This window comes from Candidatus Solirubrobacter pratensis (assembly GCF_000425945.1).
Lineage (GTDB): Bacteria > Actinomycetota > Thermoleophilia > Solirubrobacterales > Solirubrobacteraceae > Solirubrobacter > Solirubrobacter pratensis.
On record NZ_AUEK01000003.1, the window covers coordinates 407,902 to 422,848 of the forward strand.

At 73.4% G+C, this 14,947-nt stretch carries 16 protein-coding genes and 1 riboswitch; of the genes, 5 read left to right on the forward strand and 11 right to left on the reverse strand.

Going from position 1 to position 14,947, the window contains the following annotated elements; all coding sequences use genetic code 11:
• Positions 1-17: 17 nt before the first annotated feature.
• From H958_RS0102110 to H958_RS0102120, 3 genes are read right to left on the reverse strand one after another with little or no spacing between them, the layout of a single operon-like run.
• A complete protein-coding gene (locus tag H958_RS0102110) occupies positions 18-1,364 on the reverse strand; it encodes a dihydrolipoamide acetyltransferase family protein (RefSeq protein ID WP_028057446.1) in 1,347 nt (448 codons plus the stop codon).
• Complete coding sequence (locus H958_RS0102115) at positions 1,345-2,307, reverse strand: alpha-ketoacid dehydrogenase subunit beta (protein ID WP_028057447.1); 963 nt, start codon at positions 2,305-2,307, stop codon at positions 1,345-1,347. Before H958_RS0102115 ends, H958_RS0102110 begins: the two co-directional genes overlap by 20 nt.
• Positions 2,307-3,350: a thiamine pyrophosphate-dependent dehydrogenase E1 component subunit alpha gene (locus H958_RS0102120; RefSeq protein ID WP_028057448.1), complete on the reverse strand. Its 1,044-nt coding sequence runs from the start codon at positions 3,348-3,350 to the stop codon at positions 2,307-2,309. Before H958_RS0102120 ends, H958_RS0102115 begins: the two co-directional genes overlap by 1 nt.
• 182 nt (positions 3,351-3,532) lie before the next feature.
• Here H958_RS0102120 and H958_RS0102125 point away from each other — a divergent pair, with 182 nt between their 5' ends.
• Positions 3,533-4,105, forward strand: coding sequence for a hypothetical protein (locus H958_RS0102125; RefSeq protein WP_028057449.1), 573 nt, complete (start codon positions 3,533-3,535; stop codon positions 4,103-4,105).
• Positions 4,106-4,146: 41 nt separating this feature from the next.
• On the opposite strand, the gene H958_RS0102130 is transcribed toward H958_RS0102125, so the two are convergent.
• Positions 4,147-5,358, reverse strand: coding sequence for a dihydrolipoamide acetyltransferase family protein (locus H958_RS0102130; protein WP_028057450.1), 1,212 nt, complete (start codon positions 5,356-5,358; stop codon positions 4,147-4,149).
• 41 nt (positions 5,359-5,399) lie between these two features.
• Between H958_RS0102130 and H958_RS34360 the strand changes: the two genes are divergently transcribed.
• Positions 5,400-7,055: a GAF domain-containing sensor histidine kinase gene (locus H958_RS34360; protein ID WP_051323703.1), complete on the forward strand. Its 1,656-nt coding sequence runs from the start codon at positions 5,400-5,402 to the stop codon at positions 7,053-7,055.
• A 13-nt stretch (positions 7,056-7,068) separates the two neighbouring features.
• Here H958_RS34360 and H958_RS42615 read toward each other — a convergent pair whose 3' ends face one another.
• Genes H958_RS42615 through thiE form a run of 7 tightly spaced genes read right to left on the reverse strand, consistent with a single transcriptional unit; the run spans position 7,069 to position 12,707 of the window.
• Positions 7,069-8,724, reverse strand: a complete 1,656-nt coding sequence (locus H958_RS42615; protein ID WP_081685517.1) for a sensor histidine kinase — start codon at positions 8,722-8,724, stop codon at positions 7,069-7,071.
• 31 nt (positions 8,725-8,755) lie between these two features.
• The gene (locus tag H958_RS0102145; protein ID WP_028057451.1) at positions 8,756-8,989 is read right to left on the reverse strand and encodes a hypothetical protein; all 234 of its coding nucleotides are present in this window, start codon (positions 8,987-8,989) and stop codon (positions 8,756-8,758) included.
• Positions 8,986-9,558 carry a DsbA family protein gene (locus tag H958_RS42620; RefSeq protein WP_051323705.1) on the reverse strand — a complete coding sequence of 191 codons (573 nt, stop codon included), beginning with the start codon at positions 9,556-9,558 and terminating at the stop codon, positions 8,986-8,988. The genes H958_RS0102145 and H958_RS42620 overlap by 4 nt, the downstream gene beginning before the upstream one ends.
• A complete protein-coding gene (lpdA, locus tag H958_RS0102155) occupies positions 9,527-10,891 on the reverse strand; it encodes a dihydrolipoyl dehydrogenase (RefSeq protein ID WP_028057452.1) in 1,365 nt (454 codons plus the stop codon). Before lpdA ends, H958_RS42620 begins: the two co-directional genes overlap by 32 nt.
• A gap of 21 nt (positions 10,892-10,912) precedes the next feature.
• Positions 10,913-11,647, reverse strand: coding sequence for a sulfite exporter TauE/SafE family protein (locus tag H958_RS0102160; protein WP_028057453.1), 735 nt, complete (start codon positions 11,645-11,647; stop codon positions 10,913-10,915).
• Positions 11,644-12,081: a hypothetical protein gene (locus tag H958_RS0102165; RefSeq protein WP_028057454.1), complete on the reverse strand. Its 438-nt coding sequence runs from the start codon at positions 12,079-12,081 to the stop codon at positions 11,644-11,646. The genes H958_RS0102160 and H958_RS0102165 overlap by 4 nt, the downstream gene beginning before the upstream one ends.
• The gene (gene thiE / locus H958_RS0102170) at positions 12,078-12,707 is read right to left on the reverse strand and encodes a thiamine phosphate synthase (protein WP_028057455.1); all 630 of its coding nucleotides are present in this window, start codon (positions 12,705-12,707) and stop codon (positions 12,078-12,080) included. The genes H958_RS0102165 and thiE overlap by 4 nt, the downstream gene beginning before the upstream one ends.
• 35 nt (positions 12,708-12,742) lie before the next feature.
• A riboswitch (TPP riboswitch) is annotated at positions 12,743-12,854 on the forward strand.
• On the opposite strand from thiE, the gene thiO reads away from it, so the two are divergent.
• The 3 genes from thiO to H958_RS0102185 all read left to right on the forward strand — a co-directional run bounded on the left by thiO (position 12,850) and on the right by H958_RS0102185 (position 14,946).
• Positions 12,850-13,959, forward strand: coding sequence for a glycine oxidase ThiO (thiO, locus tag H958_RS0102175; RefSeq protein WP_028057456.1), 1,110 nt, complete (start codon positions 12,850-12,852; stop codon positions 13,957-13,959). (Overlaps the previous riboswitch by 5 nt.)
• Complete coding sequence (gene thiS, locus H958_RS0102180; protein WP_028057457.1) at positions 13,956-14,162, forward strand: sulfur carrier protein ThiS; 207 nt, start codon at positions 13,956-13,958, stop codon at positions 14,160-14,162. The genes thiO and thiS overlap by 4 nt, the downstream gene beginning before the upstream one ends.
• A gap of 10 nt (positions 14,163-14,172) precedes the next feature.
• Positions 14,173-14,946, forward strand: coding sequence for a thiazole synthase (locus H958_RS0102185; protein ID WP_156027662.1), 774 nt, complete (start codon positions 14,173-14,175; stop codon positions 14,944-14,946).
• Position 14,947 lies beyond the last annotated feature (1 nt).

Here is a 14,947-nt window from a genome sequence, read left to right on the forward strand (position 1 = left end):
GTGTCCGTCAGACTCGCCTAGTTGATCGGCCAGTTCTCCAGCTTCTTGCGCAGTGCGCTGAGGAACTGGGCGGCGGCCGCGCCGTCGAGCGCGCGGTGGTCCCAGGACATGCACAGGTAGGTCATCGAGCGGATCGCGATCGAGTCGTTGCCCAGCTCGTCGGTGACGACCACGGGGCGCTTGACGACCGACTCGGTGTCGAGGATGCCGACCTGCGGCAGGTTGATCACCGGCGTCGCCATGATCGAGCCGTAGGGGCCCGGGTTGGTGATCGTGAACGTGCCGCCGGAGACCTCGTCCGGCGTGAGCTGGTTCGCGCGGGCGCGCTTGGCCAGGTCCTTGATGCGCTTGGACAGGCCCTCGACCGAGAGGTCCTGCGCGTCGCGGATGACCGGCACGATCAGCCCGCCGGTGCCGAGCGAGACCGCGATGCCGAGGTGGACCGCGTCCGTGTAGACGGTGTGCGTGTCGCCCTCGAGCGTCGCGTTGAGCTGCGGCATCTCGAGCAGCGTCTCGATCGTCGCGCGCGCCTGGTAGGGCAGGTACGTGAGCCCCGCCTGCTTGCGCGCCACCTCGATCCGGCTCATGTCGGCCTCGGCGATCGTGGTGCAGGTCGCCGCGGTCTGCAGCGACTGGACCATGCGCGAGCCGATCGCCTGGCGCATGCGCGAGAGCGTCGCGCCGCCGGCCGCAACCGAGGCGGCGGCGGGCGCCGGCGCGGCGGGCTCCGGTCGCGTGAACCTCGGCTCGCGCGTCTTCGGCGCCGCCGGCTCGTCGGGGCGGTACGGGCTCTCGATGTGCATCGGCGGCTCTTGGGCCGGCGCGGCCTCGAGATGCGCGAGCACGTCCTGCTTGCGTACCCGCCCGCCGCGGCCGGTGCCTTCGACCTGGGAGAGGTCGATCCCGTGCTCGGCGGCGATCCGCATGACCACCGGCGAGTAGCGGCGACCGCCGTCGCCGGCCGGCCGCGGCCGCTGGGCCGTGGCGCCGTCCGCCGGCTCCGCGTCGCCCTGCAGCTCGCCGGCCTCGCCGGGCGCCTCGATCGCCGCCGCGGCCTCGCCCGTGCCCAGGCCGTTCTCAGACACGTGCGCCTCGCCGGGCTTCGCGTCCGTCGCGATTCGGGCCATCACGGTGCCGACGTCCACGGTCTCGCCGACCTGCACGATGATCTCGGCGACGCGGCCCGTGGCCGGCGACTCGACGTCGGTGTCGATCTTGTCGGTCGAGATCGCGGCGATGATCTCGTCGGCCTGCACCCAGTCGCCGACCTGCTTCTTCCACTCGACGACGGTGCCCTCGGCGACGGAGACGCCCATCTGGGGCATCGTGACGTCGACATAGGTCTCAGTACTCGAGGAGCTCACGGCACGCCTCCCTCACGTCGTCAACCTGCGGGAGCACCGCCTGCTCGAGCGGCGGCGAGAACGGGATCGGCACATCGGGCGTGGACACGCGCACGACCGGGCCGTCGAGGTCCTCCCAGCCCTTCTCGGCGATGATCGCGGCGACCTGCGCGCCGGCGGCGCACGTCTGGTTGGCCTCGTCGACGATCACGACCTTCGACGTCTTGCGCACCGAGCGCAGGATCGCCTCCTCGTCGAGCGGCACGAGCGAGCGCAGGTCGAGCACCTCGACCGACGCGTCCAGGTCCTCGGTCGCCTCCAGCGCGGTGTGGACCATCGCGCCGTACGCGATCACCGTCAGGTCGGTCCCCTCGCGGGCGATGCGCGCGCTGAACGGCGTCTCGTAGGTGCCGGCCGGCACCTCGCCCTTCACGCGCCGGTACAGGTGCTTGTGCTCCATGAACAGCACCGGGTTCGGGTCGCGCACCGCCGCGATCAGCAGGCCCTTGGCGTCCTCGGCCGTGCTCGGCGCGACGATCTTCAGGCCCGGCGCGTGCATGAACCACGCCTCGGGGTTCTGCGAGTGGAACGGGCCGCCGGAGAAGCCGCCGCCGGAGGGCAGGCGGACGGTGATGTTCACCGACAGGCCCATCCGGTAGTAGGTCTTGCCCGCGACGTTGACCAGCTGGTCGAAGCCGCAGGAGACGAAGTCCGAGAACTGCATCTCGGTGATCGGGCGCATGCCCTCGACCGCCGCGCCGATCGCGCAGCCGACGATCGCCGACTCGGCCAGCGGCGTGTCCATCACGCGCTTGGGCCCGAACTCGTCGATGAAGCCGTCGGTCACCTTGAAGGCGCCGCCGAAGGTGCCGATGTCCTCGCCCATCAAGAACACGCGCTCGTCGGCGCGCATCTCCTCGCGCATGGCGTCCGAGATCGCCTGCAGGTAGGTCATCGTGGGCATCAGGCGCTCCTGAACCCGGACCAGGGGGCGTTGCCGTCCTCGAGCAGCGCCGGCTCGTCGGCGAACAGGCCCTCGACGGCCGTGCCGCCGTCGGGCATCGGCGACTGCAGCGCGCGCTCGACGGACTCGTCGATCAGCGCCTTGACCTCCTGGCGGACGGCGGCCGTGTCGGCGCCGATCGCGTCCAGGCGCTTCTCCTGGCGGTCGATCGGATCCTTCGCGCGCCACTCCTCGACCTTCTCGGTCGGGACGTACTTCATGTCGTCGTGCGCCGCGTGGCCGTGCATGCGCATGGTCACGGCCTCGATCAGCGTCGGGCCCTCGCCGGCGAGTGCGCGCTCGCGCGCGACGCGCGTGGCCTCGAACATCGCCTCGGGGTCGTTGCCGTCGACCGAGACGCCGGGGAACCCGTACGCCGCGGCGCGCGCGACAGGATTGACGGCGAACTGCTGGTCGAGCGGCGTCGAGTACGCGTACTGGTTGTTCTCCAGCACGAAGATCACCGGCAGCTTCTGGACGCCGGCCCAGTTCATCGCCTCGTGGAAGTCGCCGCGCGAGGTCGAGCCGTCGCCGAACCACGTGATCGCGCAGCGGGCCTCGCCGCGGAGCTTGAACGCCATCGCCAGGCCGGTGGCGACCAGCATCATGTCCGGCAGCATCGACACCATGCCGACGCAGCCCTTCGTGCGGTCACCGAAGTGGACGTTCCCGTCGCGCCCGCGCGTGATCCCGTCGGCGCGGCCCATGTATTGGGCGAAGATGCGCCACGGCTCGACGCCGCGGATGATGTGCGCCGCGAGGTCGCGGTGCAGGATGCAGAGGCGGTCCTCCGCCGCCATCGCCCACGCCGGCCCGGCGGAGACGGCCTCCTGGCCGAAGCCGTCATAGAAGCTGCCAGGCACCTTCCCCTGGCGGTAGAGCGTCATCGCGCGCTCCTCCACCCCGCGCATCGTGAGCATCGCGCGGAACAACCCGACCCGGTCCTCCGTGGTCAGGTGCTGCGTTACGTCGGCCAATACCGACGCGGCCGTTTCGGTCGCCATCTGGCGTTTGTCACCCTTTCGTGTGTCCGTGCGCCACCCGGGATCGCCGGAGGGCGCGATTCCGGGCGAGCGGGATCTCCGCTTGAGCCCGGGGTCGACGGTCAGGCGCTCAAGGCTCCCCCTCGACGCCGGCAGTTGCGCAGCCAAGGGTACGGCATGGCTGGTTAGCCTTGCCCTTGACCATGGTCGAGCCGGTCTTCTGGCCGCGTCTGCGCTGGCGGATGCGGGGAGCGTGGCAGTGGCCCGCGTTCGGGGCGCTGACGGTCGTCGACGCGCTGCTCGTCACGCGGCTGCCGTTCCAGGGCGACGGGCCGGACACGGCGGGCGCGCTGCTGCTCGCCGGCTTCTTCAACCTCGTCGCCGTCGGTGTCGCGGCGCCGTTCGCGGGGATGTTGGTGCGTCGCGCGCGCCCAGACCTGCCGCGGATGATCGCGCGCGACTACGCCGGGACGGCGCTGCTCGCGGTCGTCTCGCTGGCGCTTCTCACGGGTGGGCTCGTGCATCGCGCGGGGCTGCGGCACGAGCACGCCGCGCGCGCCGCCGCACTGCTCGCGGCGCACGATTACGTGCTCTCATCGGCGCCACACTTCCGGGCGGGGCTGGCCGCGCCGGACGTCCGGCGTCTGGAGCCGGACAGCTACCGCGTGTGCGTGTACGGACGCGAGACGCTGCCGCTCTGTCTGCTGGTGAACACCACGCAGCGGCCCCCGGGCATCGTCCGCGATCCCGATCGCACGCCGAACCTCCACGACTAGCCGAAGCGCCGACGGGCCTCACGCCCACGGCGCTTCCCGGATTAGAGGGCGAGCCGCAGCGGCTGCTCGAGCAGCTGGCGGATGCGCGCCAGGAAGGCGGCGGCGTCGGCGCCGTAGAGGATCCGGTGGTCGCTCACGAGCGTGAGCTCGAAGACGTGCCGCGCGACGATCTCGCCGTCGCGGACGACGGGCCGCTGCGCCAGCTCGCCGACCGCGAGGATCGCCGCCTGCGGCGGGTTGATGACCGGCGTGAAGCGGCGGATGCCGTACATGCCGATGTTCGAGACCGTGAAGGTTCCGGCCGAGAGCTCGGGCGGCGTGATCGCGCCGCTGCGGACCCGCTCGGCCAGCGCGCGCGCCTCGCGGGCGATCGCGCCGAGGCTCTTCTGATCGGCGTCGAAGACGGTCGGGACGACGAGCGCGTCCTGGCCCGCGACGGCGATGCCGACGTTCACGCGCGAGTAGAGCTCGAAGCGGCCGTCGCGGTAGGCGCCGTTGGCGCGCGGGAACTCGCGCAGCGCCAGCGCGGCAGCCTTCACGACGAAGTCGTTGTACGAGGGCGCGGGGGCGTCGCCCGCGGCCGTCTTGAGCTGCGCGCGCAGCTCCACGGCGGCGTCCATGTCGACCTCGAGCGCGATCGTGAAGTCGGGCGCGGTCGCCTTGGACTCGGCCATCCGGCGGGCGACGGTCTGCTGCAGGCGCGTGAGCTCCTGCTGCGAGACCTCGCCGCGGCCCGCCTTGCCGTCGCCGCCGCTCGCGACCGCGGGCGCCGGGGCGGGCGCCGCCGCCGGAGGCGTCGCGGGCGTCTCGCCGGCCGCCGCCTCGACGTCGGACTTCACGATCCGCCCGCCGGGGCCGGTTCCGGTCACGCTCGCGAGCTCCAGCCCGCGCTCGCGGGCGATGCGGCGCGCGACGGGCGAGGCCTTGACGCGGCCGTTGGTCTCCTCGGCGACGGGCTCTGGCTCGGGCTCCGCGACGGGCTCGGCCGCGGGCGCGGGCTGGGGCTCGGGCGCGCGCTCCACCGCCGCGCCGATGCGCGCCATCGTCGCCCCGACGGCGAGCGTCTCGCCCTCCTTCGCCACGATCGCCAGCGTCCCCGCCGCCTCGGCCTCGTAGGTCATGTTCGCCTTGTCGGTCTCGATCTCCACCAGCTCCTCGCCCGCGGCCACGCTGTCGCCGTCGGACTTGAGCCACTTCAGGATCGTTCCCTCCTCCATGGAGTCGGACAGGCGGGGCATCGGGACGTCGGCCATGCCGGGAAGGATGGCACTTGCCCGCCGATCCCCCGGAACCCATGGGTTATCGTGCGCGCACGGATCGATCGCAGCTTGAGCAGCACGCCACCGAGCAAGCGGCGTTACGCCGCGTCGCCACGCTCGTCGCGCAGAACGTCCCGCCGAGCGAGCTGTTCGGCGCCGTCGCCCGCGAGATCGGGACGCTGCTCGGCGCCGACTACTCCGGGATGCTCCGCTACGAGGACGGCGGGACCGTCGCCCCCGTGGCCACCTGGGCCGCGGTCGGCGAACACCCGCCGGTCCCCGACCGCTGGCGCACGGAGCCGGGCGATCCGACGACGATGATCGCCGAGACGCGGCAGCCCGCGCGCGTGGAGGACTGGACGGCGGTTCCGGGACCGATCGCGGCGTTCATCCACGACGAGCTGGGCGTGCGATGCTCGGTCGGCAGCCCGATCATGGTCGAGGGCCGGCTGTGGGGCGGCGTCGCCGTCCACTCCAAGCAGCGCCGCCGGCTCCCCGCCGACACGGAGTCGAGGCTTCAGCGGTTCACCGAGCTCGTGGCGACGGCGATCGCCAACGCCGACGCGCGCGCCGAGTTGGCGCGGCTGGCGCAGGAGCAGGCGGGGCTGCGCCGGGTGGCGACGCTCGTCGCGGAAGGCGCCTCGCCCACCGCGGTGTTCGACGCCGTCGCCGCCGAGATGGAGGCGCTGCTCGACGCCGACCAGGTCGCGCTGTCGCGCTACGAGCCGGGCGCCGAGATCACCGTCGTCGCCTACCGCGGCTCCGGCACATGGCGCGTGCCGCCCGGCACGCGCGTCAGCCACGAGGGCGAGAGCGTGACGGCGCTGGTGCACCGCACCGAGCGGCCCGCCCGGGTCGACGGCTTCGCGCGGGCCCGCGGCGCGATCGCCGAGATCGCCCGCACGACCGGCGCGCGGGGGACCGTCGGCGCGCCGATCGTCGTCGAGGGCCGGCTGTGGGGCGTGATCGTGGCGAGCTGGACGGGCGAGGAGCCGCCGCCGGCCGACACCGAGGAGCGGATGGCGAAGTTCGCCCAGCTGCTCGACACCGCGATCGCGAACGCCGACAGCCGCGACCAGCTCACGGCCTCGCGGTCGCGGCTGCTCACCGAGGCCGACGAAGCTCGCCGGCGCGTCGTACGGGACCTGCACGACGGGGCGCAGCAGCGGCTCGTGCACACGATCGTCACGCTCAAGCTCGCGCAGCGAGCGCTCCGCCAGGGCGGCCTGGACGCGGCGTCGCTCGTCGACGAGGCGCTCGAGCAGGCGGAGCGCAGCAACGCGGAGCTGCGCGAGCTGGCGCACGGGATCCTGCCCGCGATCCTCACGCGCGGCGGCCTCCAGGCCGGCGTCGACACGGTCGTGCATCGGCTCGAGCTCCCGGTCGAGGTCGACGTCACGGCGGAGCGGCTCCCGCCGGAGATCGAGGCCAGCGCGTACTTCATCGTGGCCGAGGCGCTCACGAACGTCGTCAAGCACTCGCGGGCGGGGAGGGCCGAGGTGACGGCGTCGGTGCGGGCCGGGGCCCTGCGCGTCGAGGTCCGCGACGACGGGGTCGGCGGCGCCGATCCTGCCGGTCACGGCCTCGTCGGGATCGGCGACCGCGCGACCGCGCTCGGCGGGCGGCTCCGGGTCGAGAGCCCGGCCGGCGGCGGCACGGTCGTCGCCGCCACGCTGCCGCTCCCCGCGTAGCCTGGATCCAGGCTCAGGCGGCCGCCGGCTCCTGCTCGGCCGCCGCGGGCGGGAGCGTGAACCGGAACACCGTCCCGCCGCCGTCGCGCTCCTCCACCCAGATCCGGCCGCCGTGGCGCTCGACGATCTTGCGGCAGATCGCCAGCCCGATGCCGGTGCCCTCGTACGCCTCGCGGTCGTGCAGGCGCTGGAACATCTTGAAGACGCGCTCCCGGTGCGCGGCGTCGATGCCGATGCCGGCGTCGGCGACCGACACCTGCACCATCCCGGTCGCGGCGGGCTCCGCCCGGACCCACACCCGCGCCCGGCCGCCGTCGCGGAACTTGAGCGCGTTGGACACGAGGTTCTGCAGCAGCTGCTCCAGCTGCACGCGGTCGCCCATCACGCACGGCAGCCGCCCGAGCTCGACCTGCGCGCTGGACGCGACGATCGAGCGCGCGAGCGTGCGAAGGACGTCGGACGCGACGCTGCCGAGGTCGACCGGCGCCGGGTCGTTCCCGCGCCCGGCGCGCGAGTACGAGAGCAGCGCCTCGATCAGCCCGCGCATGCGCGTCGCGCCGTCGACCGCGTAGTCGATGAACTCGTCGGCCTCGCCGTCGAGCTGCCCCTTGTAGCGGCGGCGCAGCAGCTGCAGGTAGCTCGAGACCATGCGCAGCGGCTCCGAGAGGTCGTGCGAGGCGATGTAGGCGAACTGCTGCAGCTCCTCGTTGGAGCGCTCCAGCGCGTCGATCGCCTCGCGCTCCTCGGTCACGTCGGCGAACGAGACCACGACCGTGTACGGCGCCGGAGCGTCCGCGCCCGCGTCGACGGCGCGCGTGGAGACCGACAGCCAGCGCACGCTTCCGTCGCTGCGGCGCAGCCCGAGCGGTACGCCGAGGCACGGCTCGCCCGTGCGCGCGGTGCGACGCATCGGGCGCTCGGCGTCGGGCAGCGGGTCCCCGGCGGCGTCGGTCAGCATCCACTCCGGGTCGCTCTCGTTGACGTCGAGGATGCGCGCCGGGTCGACGCCGAGGATCCGCCGCGCGCTCGGGTTCGCGGCGGTGAGCGAGCCGTCGCGGTCGACCATGATCACGCCCTCGTCGAGCGTCTCCACGAGCGTGCGGAACGCCTCCCGCTGGGCCTCGCTCGCGCGCCAGTTGACCACGCACGCGACGCTCAGGGCGGCGATGAAGCCCGAGTGCACCGCGGCCCACTTCCACGACGAGCCGGCGTGGTTGAAGACCGCGTCGTGGTCGATCAGCGCAGCCATGATCCCGTGCTGGAACAGGACGAACGCGACCGAGACGAGGAACGGGACCCAGTCCTCGTAGAGCGAGAGCGCGGCCACCATCACGAAGAAGTGGAAGTGGGCCTCGATCAGCCCGCCGGTGATGTGCACGAGCACGGCCGAGCACGACAACAGGCCGAAGACGACGACCAGGGCGCGGGCACGGCGGCCGCCGACCCGCAGCTCGGCGAGCACGCCGAAGACCGCGATCACGGCGCCCTCGAGCAGCGCGTGCGCCGGCGACATCCCGTACAGCAGCGCGACGACCGGCAGCCCGGCGACGTGCGCCCATAGCAGCCAGACGAGCGCTCGATGGCGCGCTCGCCATTGCTCCTCCGGCAGGGTCATGCCGTGCGGCAGCACGGACCCGAGCCGCCTCAGCCCTTCTCGTGCGGCGCTCATGGGCGCCCCAATGTAGCCGTGCCCGCGGCGCTCAGGGCGACTGGTACTGCCGCCACTTCGCGAGGAAGGCGGGCGCCTCCAGCTGGGCGAGATCCGCGCGCAGCGCGCGGGCCAGCTTGCCGGTCTCGCGTGGGCGGGTGTCCCAGAAGAGCACGATCTCGCCGGTGTCGATCTCGAGCACCTCGATGTGCTCGAGCCGCTCGGACGGGCGGAACAGCCGCCCCTCGCGGTGGACCTTCAGCTCGTACGCCCGATTCGCTCTCATGCGGGCACCGCGCGCTCGCCGGCCAGGAGGCCGTCCGGCGTCCAGATCGCGGGCACGGCGTCGACGCCGTCGGCCGCGGCGCGCGCGTTGTTCTCCTCCAGCGCCCGCGCGGTCGAGGCGAGCGCCGCGCCCTTGACGACCGCGGCGGGGTGCATCTCGCACGCCGCGGCGGCGATCAGCACGTTGGCCTGCACGGAGAGGTCGCGGCCGGCGGCGAACGCCTGCCGGAACGCCGCGAGCGAGAACGCGACGCCGCGGCCGATGCCCTTCGCGTAGGTCGCCGCGAGCATCGCCCACGACGTGTCCGCCGGGAACGGCTCCGGCCAGCGAAGCGCCATCAGCCCGAGCGCGGCGGCGCGGCGCTCGACGTCCTCCTTGTAGGACGCGACCTCCTCCGCGCAGCGGAACGCGGGCCCCGCGCCGGTCGTGACCGGGATCCACTCCGGCACCTCGCCGAGCGCGTGCAGCGCGCGCTCGGCGACCAGATAGGACTCAGGCGACCCGAGGTCGTAGTAGAAGCGCGGCTGCTGTGGACGCTCAGCCGTGGATGAGCCAGCCGTCGGCGGCACGTGCGGCCTCCATGACGCCCTCGGACATCGTCGGATGCCCGTGGACGATGCGCGCCACCTCGGGGTAGCCGCCCTCGAGCAGCTTGGCGTTGACGAGCTCCTGGATCAGCTCCGTCGCCTTCGCGCCGACGATGTGGCCGCCGATCAGCTCGCCGTAGCGCTTGTCGCCGATGATCTTGATCACGCCGCCGCGGTCGCCGTAGACCGTGCCGGCGCCGACGGCGCCGTAGTTGACCTTGCCGACCACGACGTCCATGCCGGCCTCGCGCGCCTGCGCCTCGGTGAGGCCGAAGGAGGCGACGTTGGGCGTGCAGAACGTCGCGCGCGGGATGTCGATGTACTCGATCGGATGGGTCTCGTTGCCCGCGGCGTCCTCGACGGCGATGATGCCCTCGTCGGAGGCCTTGTGGGCGAGCGCCGGGCCCGGGACGATGTCGCCGATCGCGTAGATGCCCTTCGCGGTGGTCCGCAGCGCGCCGTCGACCTTGATCAGCCCGCGCTCGTCGAGCTCGACGCCGGCGGCCTCGAGGCCGAGCGCGTCGACGTCCGGGCCGCGGCCGGCGGCGATGACCAGGTACTCGGCCTCGCCGGTCTGATCGCCGTAGGAGAACGTGACCTTGTCGTCGTGCGGCTGCACGTCCTGCACGAGCGTGCCTGTGTGGACCGAGATGTTCTGCTTGCCGAACGCGCGGCCGGCGACCTTGGAGATGTCGGCGTCCTCGGTCGGCAGCACGCGGTCGAGCGCTTCGAAGAGCAGCACGTCGGAGCCGAGGCGGCCGTAGGCCGAGGCGATCTCGGTGCCGGACGCGCCGGCGCCGATGACGGCGAGCGACGCCGGCAGGGCGGGCAGCGCCCACGCCTCCTCGGTGCCGATCACGCGGCCGCCGAACTGCGTGCCCGGGACCGGCTTCGGGACCGATCCGGTCGCGATGATGATCGCCTTCGCGTCGTAGGTCTCGTCGCCGACCTTGACCTTGCCCTCGCCCGCGAGGATCCCGACGCCCTCGAGGACGTCGATCTTGTTCTTCTTGAACAGGCCGGAGACGCCGCCGGTGAGCGTCTTGATGACCTTCTCGCGGCGAGCCGAGACCTTGTCGTAGTCGACCTTGTGGCCGTTGACCTCGATGCCGAACTCGTCGGCCTCGTCGATCTCCGCGAGGACGTCCGCGACGCGCAGCACGGCCTTGGCCGGGATGCACGCGTAGTTGAGGCAGCGACCGCCGACCTTGTCCTTCTCGACCACGGCGGTCTTCATTCCGAGCTGGGCGGCGCGGATGGCGGCGACATAACCACCGGGGCCGGAGCCGATCACGATGCAGTCGTACGAAGGCATTTCGGGCGATGACACTAGCGATCAGGTGATGAACAGGATGATCGCCACCGCGGTGCCGACCGCGACGACCGTCCAGCGCAGCACCTTCTCCGGCAGGCGGCGCCCGACCTTCGCCCCGACCTGCGCGCCGGTGATCGAGCTGACCGCGATCAGCGCGGCGACGCCCCATGCCACGTGGGCGACGGCGATGAACAGCACCGCGGCGACCCCATTGGCCACGCCGGCGAGCACGTTCTTGGCGGCGTTGAGGCGCTGCAGGTGATCCGTGAAGCAGAGCCGGAACAGCGCGAGCAGGATCACGCCCTGGGCGGCGCCGAAGTAGCCGCCGTAGATGCCGGTGAAGAACGCGACGAAAACCGCCGCGGTCATGTGCTCGTGCTCGGCCCCGGTCTTCGGCGTGCGCTTGAACGCCATCAGCGCGGAGGCGAGCAGGATCAGGACCGGGACGACCGCGTCGAAGACGCTCGAGGGCAGCGCCAGCAGCAGGACGCCGCCGACGACCGCGCCGGCGGCGGACCCCATCGCGAGCGTCGTCACCCGGCGCCGCTGCCCGCGCAGCTCGTTGCGGTAGCCGATGACGCCGCTGACGTTGCCGAGCGAGAGGCCCACCGTGTTCGAGACGTTGGCGGTCACCGACGGGTAGCCGATGGCGAGCAGCGTCGGGAACGTGATCAGTGACCCCGACCCGACGATCGTGTTCACGCCCCCGGCGACGAACCCCGCCCCGAGGACCGCGAGCGCCTCCGGGAAGGTCACGCGCGCGGCACCTGAAGGCGCGCCATCACGCGCACGAGCAGCCAGAAGATCGGCGAGCAGATCGCGATCACCGCGACGCCCGTGATCACCGCCAGCAGGTTGGACGCGAAGGCGAGCGAGAGCGCCGCGTAGATGATCCCGACGGCGAGCAGCGCCTGGAAGGCGATCAGCGCGAGGTAGTTGCGCGCCCACATGCCCGCCGCCGCGGCGAGCATGACCACGGCGAACGCGATGCCGAGCGTGGGCGACTCGTCGCCGGCGCCGGCGATCGCGGCGACGATGTTGGCGAGAGCGACGGCGAGCGCAAGCGCGACGGCGAGCTTGATCCCCAGCGGGCGCTCGTCCGGGCCGAGCGGCGTGAGCGAGGCGCGCGTCTCCTCAGCCCGCCGGCGCGAGCGCGCGTAGCCGCGGGAGAGGTCAGGCCGCTCGCTCATCGCGCGACCGCCTGCAGCGCGTCCTTGAGCTCGCGGGCCGCCTCGCCGGGGTCCTCGGCCTCGGTGATCGCGCGCACGACGACGATGCGGCTCGCGCCGCGGGCGACGACCTCGCCGACGTTAGCGGGGTCGATCCCGCCGATCGCGAACCACGGCTTCCCGATCGTCTTGGCGGCCCACTCGACGTAGCCGAGCCCGGTCGCCGGGCGCCCCGGCTTGGTCGGCGTCACGTGCACGGGGCCGACGGCGAGGTAGTCGACGTCGGGATCGCTCTGCGCCTCGAGCGCCTGCGCGGGCTCGTGCGTGGAGCGCCCGACGATCCGCTCCGGCCCGACCGCCGCGCGCGCCTGCGCGGGCGTCTCGTCGTCCTGCCCGACGTGGATGCCGTCGGCTTGACACGCGTCAACGAGGTCGGGGCGGTCGTTGAGCACGAACAGCGCGCCGGCCGCGTCCGCCGCCGCGCGGAACTCGCGCGCGGCCCCGACGATGGCGTCGTCGCCGAGCTCCTTGTCGCGCAGCTGTACGAGGTCGACGCCGCCGCGCAGCGCGGCCTCGAGCCACGCCCGCGGACGGGCGGGACAGACGAGGTACAGCCGGGCGGCCGCGAGGCGCTCGCGAGGCGTCATCGCTCGAAGTCTCGCAGCCCGCGCGCGCTAGCATCCGATGACAACACGGGAGCCCGCGACCTTCGGGCTGAGAGGGCGCCACGGGGGCGCCGACCGTCGAACCTGATCCGGGTCGTGCCGGCGTAGGGAGGCCGTAGCAGCAGTGGCATCGCAGTCAGACAGCTTCGACGTCGCCGTTGTCGGCGGGGGAGCGATCGGGTTGGCGTGCGCCTGGCGCGCGTCACAGCGCGGCGCGCGCGTCGTGGTCGTCGACGCCGGCGAGCCGGGCGCCTGGAACGTCGCCGCCGGCATGCTCGCGCCGGTCTCCGAGGCCGAGTTCGGCGAGCGGGCGCTGCTGGAGCTGGGGCTCGAGAGCGCACGCCGCTACGCCGCGTTCTGCGCCGAGCTCGAGCAGCCCGGCTATCGCGACGTCGGGACGCTCGTGGTCGCGCGCGACCGCGACGAGGCCGAGGCGCTCGAGCGCCTCGCCGCGTTCCGCACCGGCCTCGGGCTGCCCGTCGAGCGCCTGCGGCCCTCGCAGGCCCGCGCGCTCGAGCCCGCGCTGGCGCCGACCGTCCGGCTGGCGCTGGACATCCCGAGCGACCACTCGATCGATCCGCGCCGGCTCGTCGCGGCGCTGGGCCGTGCGTTCGGCGGCGAGCTGCGGCGGGCGCGCGCGGCGTCGCTGTCGGTCGGCCGCGGGCGCGTGACCGGGGTCGTGCTGGAGGACGGCGCGGAGATCGCGGCGGGCGCCGTGGTCGTCGCGGCCGGCGTGCACGTGTCCCGGTTGGGCATGCCCGAGGCCGCGCGCGTGCCTGTGCGCCCCGTCAAGGGCCAGGTCCTGCGGCTGCGGGACCCCGGCGGCCCCGGGCTGGTCGAGCGCACGATCCGCGGCGAGAGCGCGTACTTCGTCCCGCGCGGCGACGGGCGCTACGTGCTCGGCGCGACGATGGAGGACCGCGGCTGGGACACCACCCCGACCGCCGGCGGCGTCTACGAGCTGCTGCGCGACATCAGCGAGGTCGTCCCGGGCGTGTTCGAGCTCGACATCGAGGAGCTCTCGGCGGGCCTGCGCCCGGCGACGCCGGACAACGTGCCGGCGATCGGGCGCGGCGCGCTGGAAGGCCTCGTGTGGGCGACCGGGCACTTCCGCAACGGCATCCTGCTCACGCCCGTCACCGCCGACCTGGTGGCGGCGGCGCTGGCGGGGGAGGTGCTGCCGTCGTGGGCGGCTCCCGCCGATCCCCTGCGCTTCGCGGGGGTGCCGGCGTGAGGGTGGTGCTCAACGGCGAGGACGCCGTGCTCGAGGAACGCGCCACGGTCGCGTCCGCGCTGCAGGCGCTCGAGCTGCCGGCCGCCGGCCGCGGCGTCGCAGTTGCGGTCGACGCGGAGGTCGTCCCGCGCGGCGAGTGGGCGCTGACGGAATTGCATGAAGGGGCGCGGGTCGAGATCCTGCGCGCGATCCAAGGGGGCTGAGATGGCCGCTATCGAGACCGACGTCCTGACCATCGGCGGCAAGGAGCTCAACTCCCGCCTGCTGCTCGGCACCGGCGGGTTCCGCTCGCTGGACGCGCTGGCCGCGGCGCTGGAGGCGTCCGGGTCGGAGCTCGTGACCGTCGCGCTGCGCCGCATCGACCCCGCCTCGCGCGGCTCGATCGTCCACGTGCTCGACCGCGCCGGCGTGCAGCTGCTGCCGAACACGGCCGGCTGCTTCACGGCGCGCGACGCCGTGCTGACGGCGAAGCTCGCGCGCGAGGCGTTCGAGACCGACTGGGTCAAGCTCGAGGTGGTGGGCGACGAGCGCACCCTGCTGCCCGACGCGCCGGCGCTGCTGGACGCCGCCGAGCAGCTCGTCGACGACGGCTTCACGGTCCTGCCGTACACCAACGACGACCCGATCCTCGCGCGGCGGCTCGAGGACGTCGGCTGCGCGGCGGTGATGCCTCTGGGCTCGCCGATCGGCTCGGGCATGGGCCTACTCAACACCTATAACCTGCGGCTGATCCGCGAGCGCGCGACGGTGCCGCTGATCCTCGACGCCGGCGTCGGCACTGCGTCCGACGCGGCGCTGGCGATGGAGCTCGGCTACGACGCGGTCCTGTGCGCGAGCGCGATCTCACGCGCCGAGGACCCGGTGGCGATGGCGCGAGCGATCCGGCTGGGGATCGAGGGCGGCCGCCTGGCCCACCAGGCGGGGCGCATCCCACGCCGGCTCTACGCGCAGGCGTCGACGCCGGAGGACGGCGTCCCGCAGTTCTGAG

Excerpts from the sequence above, each read along its gene's own strand:
- H958_RS0102115 (WP_028057447.1), bottom strand. The coding sequence starts at position 2,307 with ATGCCCACGATGACCTACCTGCAGGCGATCTCGGACGCCATGCGCGAG.
- H958_RS0102120 (WP_028057448.1), bottom strand. The coding sequence starts at position 3,350 with ATGGCGACCGAAACGGCCGCGTCGGTATTGGCCGACGTAACGCAGCAC.
- H958_RS0102125 (WP_028057449.1), top strand. The coding sequence starts at position 3,533 with ATGGTCGAGCCGGTCTTCTGGCCGCGTCTGCGCTGGCGGATGCGGGGA.
- H958_RS0102130 (WP_028057450.1), bottom strand. The coding sequence starts at position 5,358 with ATGGCCGACGTCCCGATGCCCCGCCTGTCCGACTCCATGGAGGAGGGA.
- H958_RS34360 (WP_051323703.1), top strand. The coding sequence starts at position 5,400 with ATGGGTTATCGTGCGCGCACGGATCGATCGCAGCTTGAGCAGCACGCC.
- H958_RS42615 (WP_081685517.1), bottom strand. The coding sequence starts at position 8,724 with ATGAGCGCCGCACGAGAAGGGCTGAGGCGGCTCGGGTCCGTGCTGCCG.
- H958_RS0102145 (WP_028057451.1), bottom strand. The coding sequence starts at position 8,989 with ATGAGAGCGAATCGGGCGTACGAGCTGAAGGTCCACCGCGAGGGGCGG.
- lpdA (WP_028057452.1), bottom strand. The coding sequence starts at position 10,891 with ATGCCTTCGTACGACTGCATCGTGATCGGCTCCGGCCCCGGTGGTTAT.
- H958_RS0102165 (WP_028057454.1), bottom strand. The coding sequence starts at position 12,081 with ATGAGCGAGCGGCCTGACCTCTCCCGCGGCTACGCGCGCTCGCGCCGG.
- thiE (WP_028057455.1), bottom strand. The coding sequence starts at position 12,707 with ATGACGCCTCGCGAGCGCCTCGCGGCCGCCCGGCTGTACCTCGTCTGT.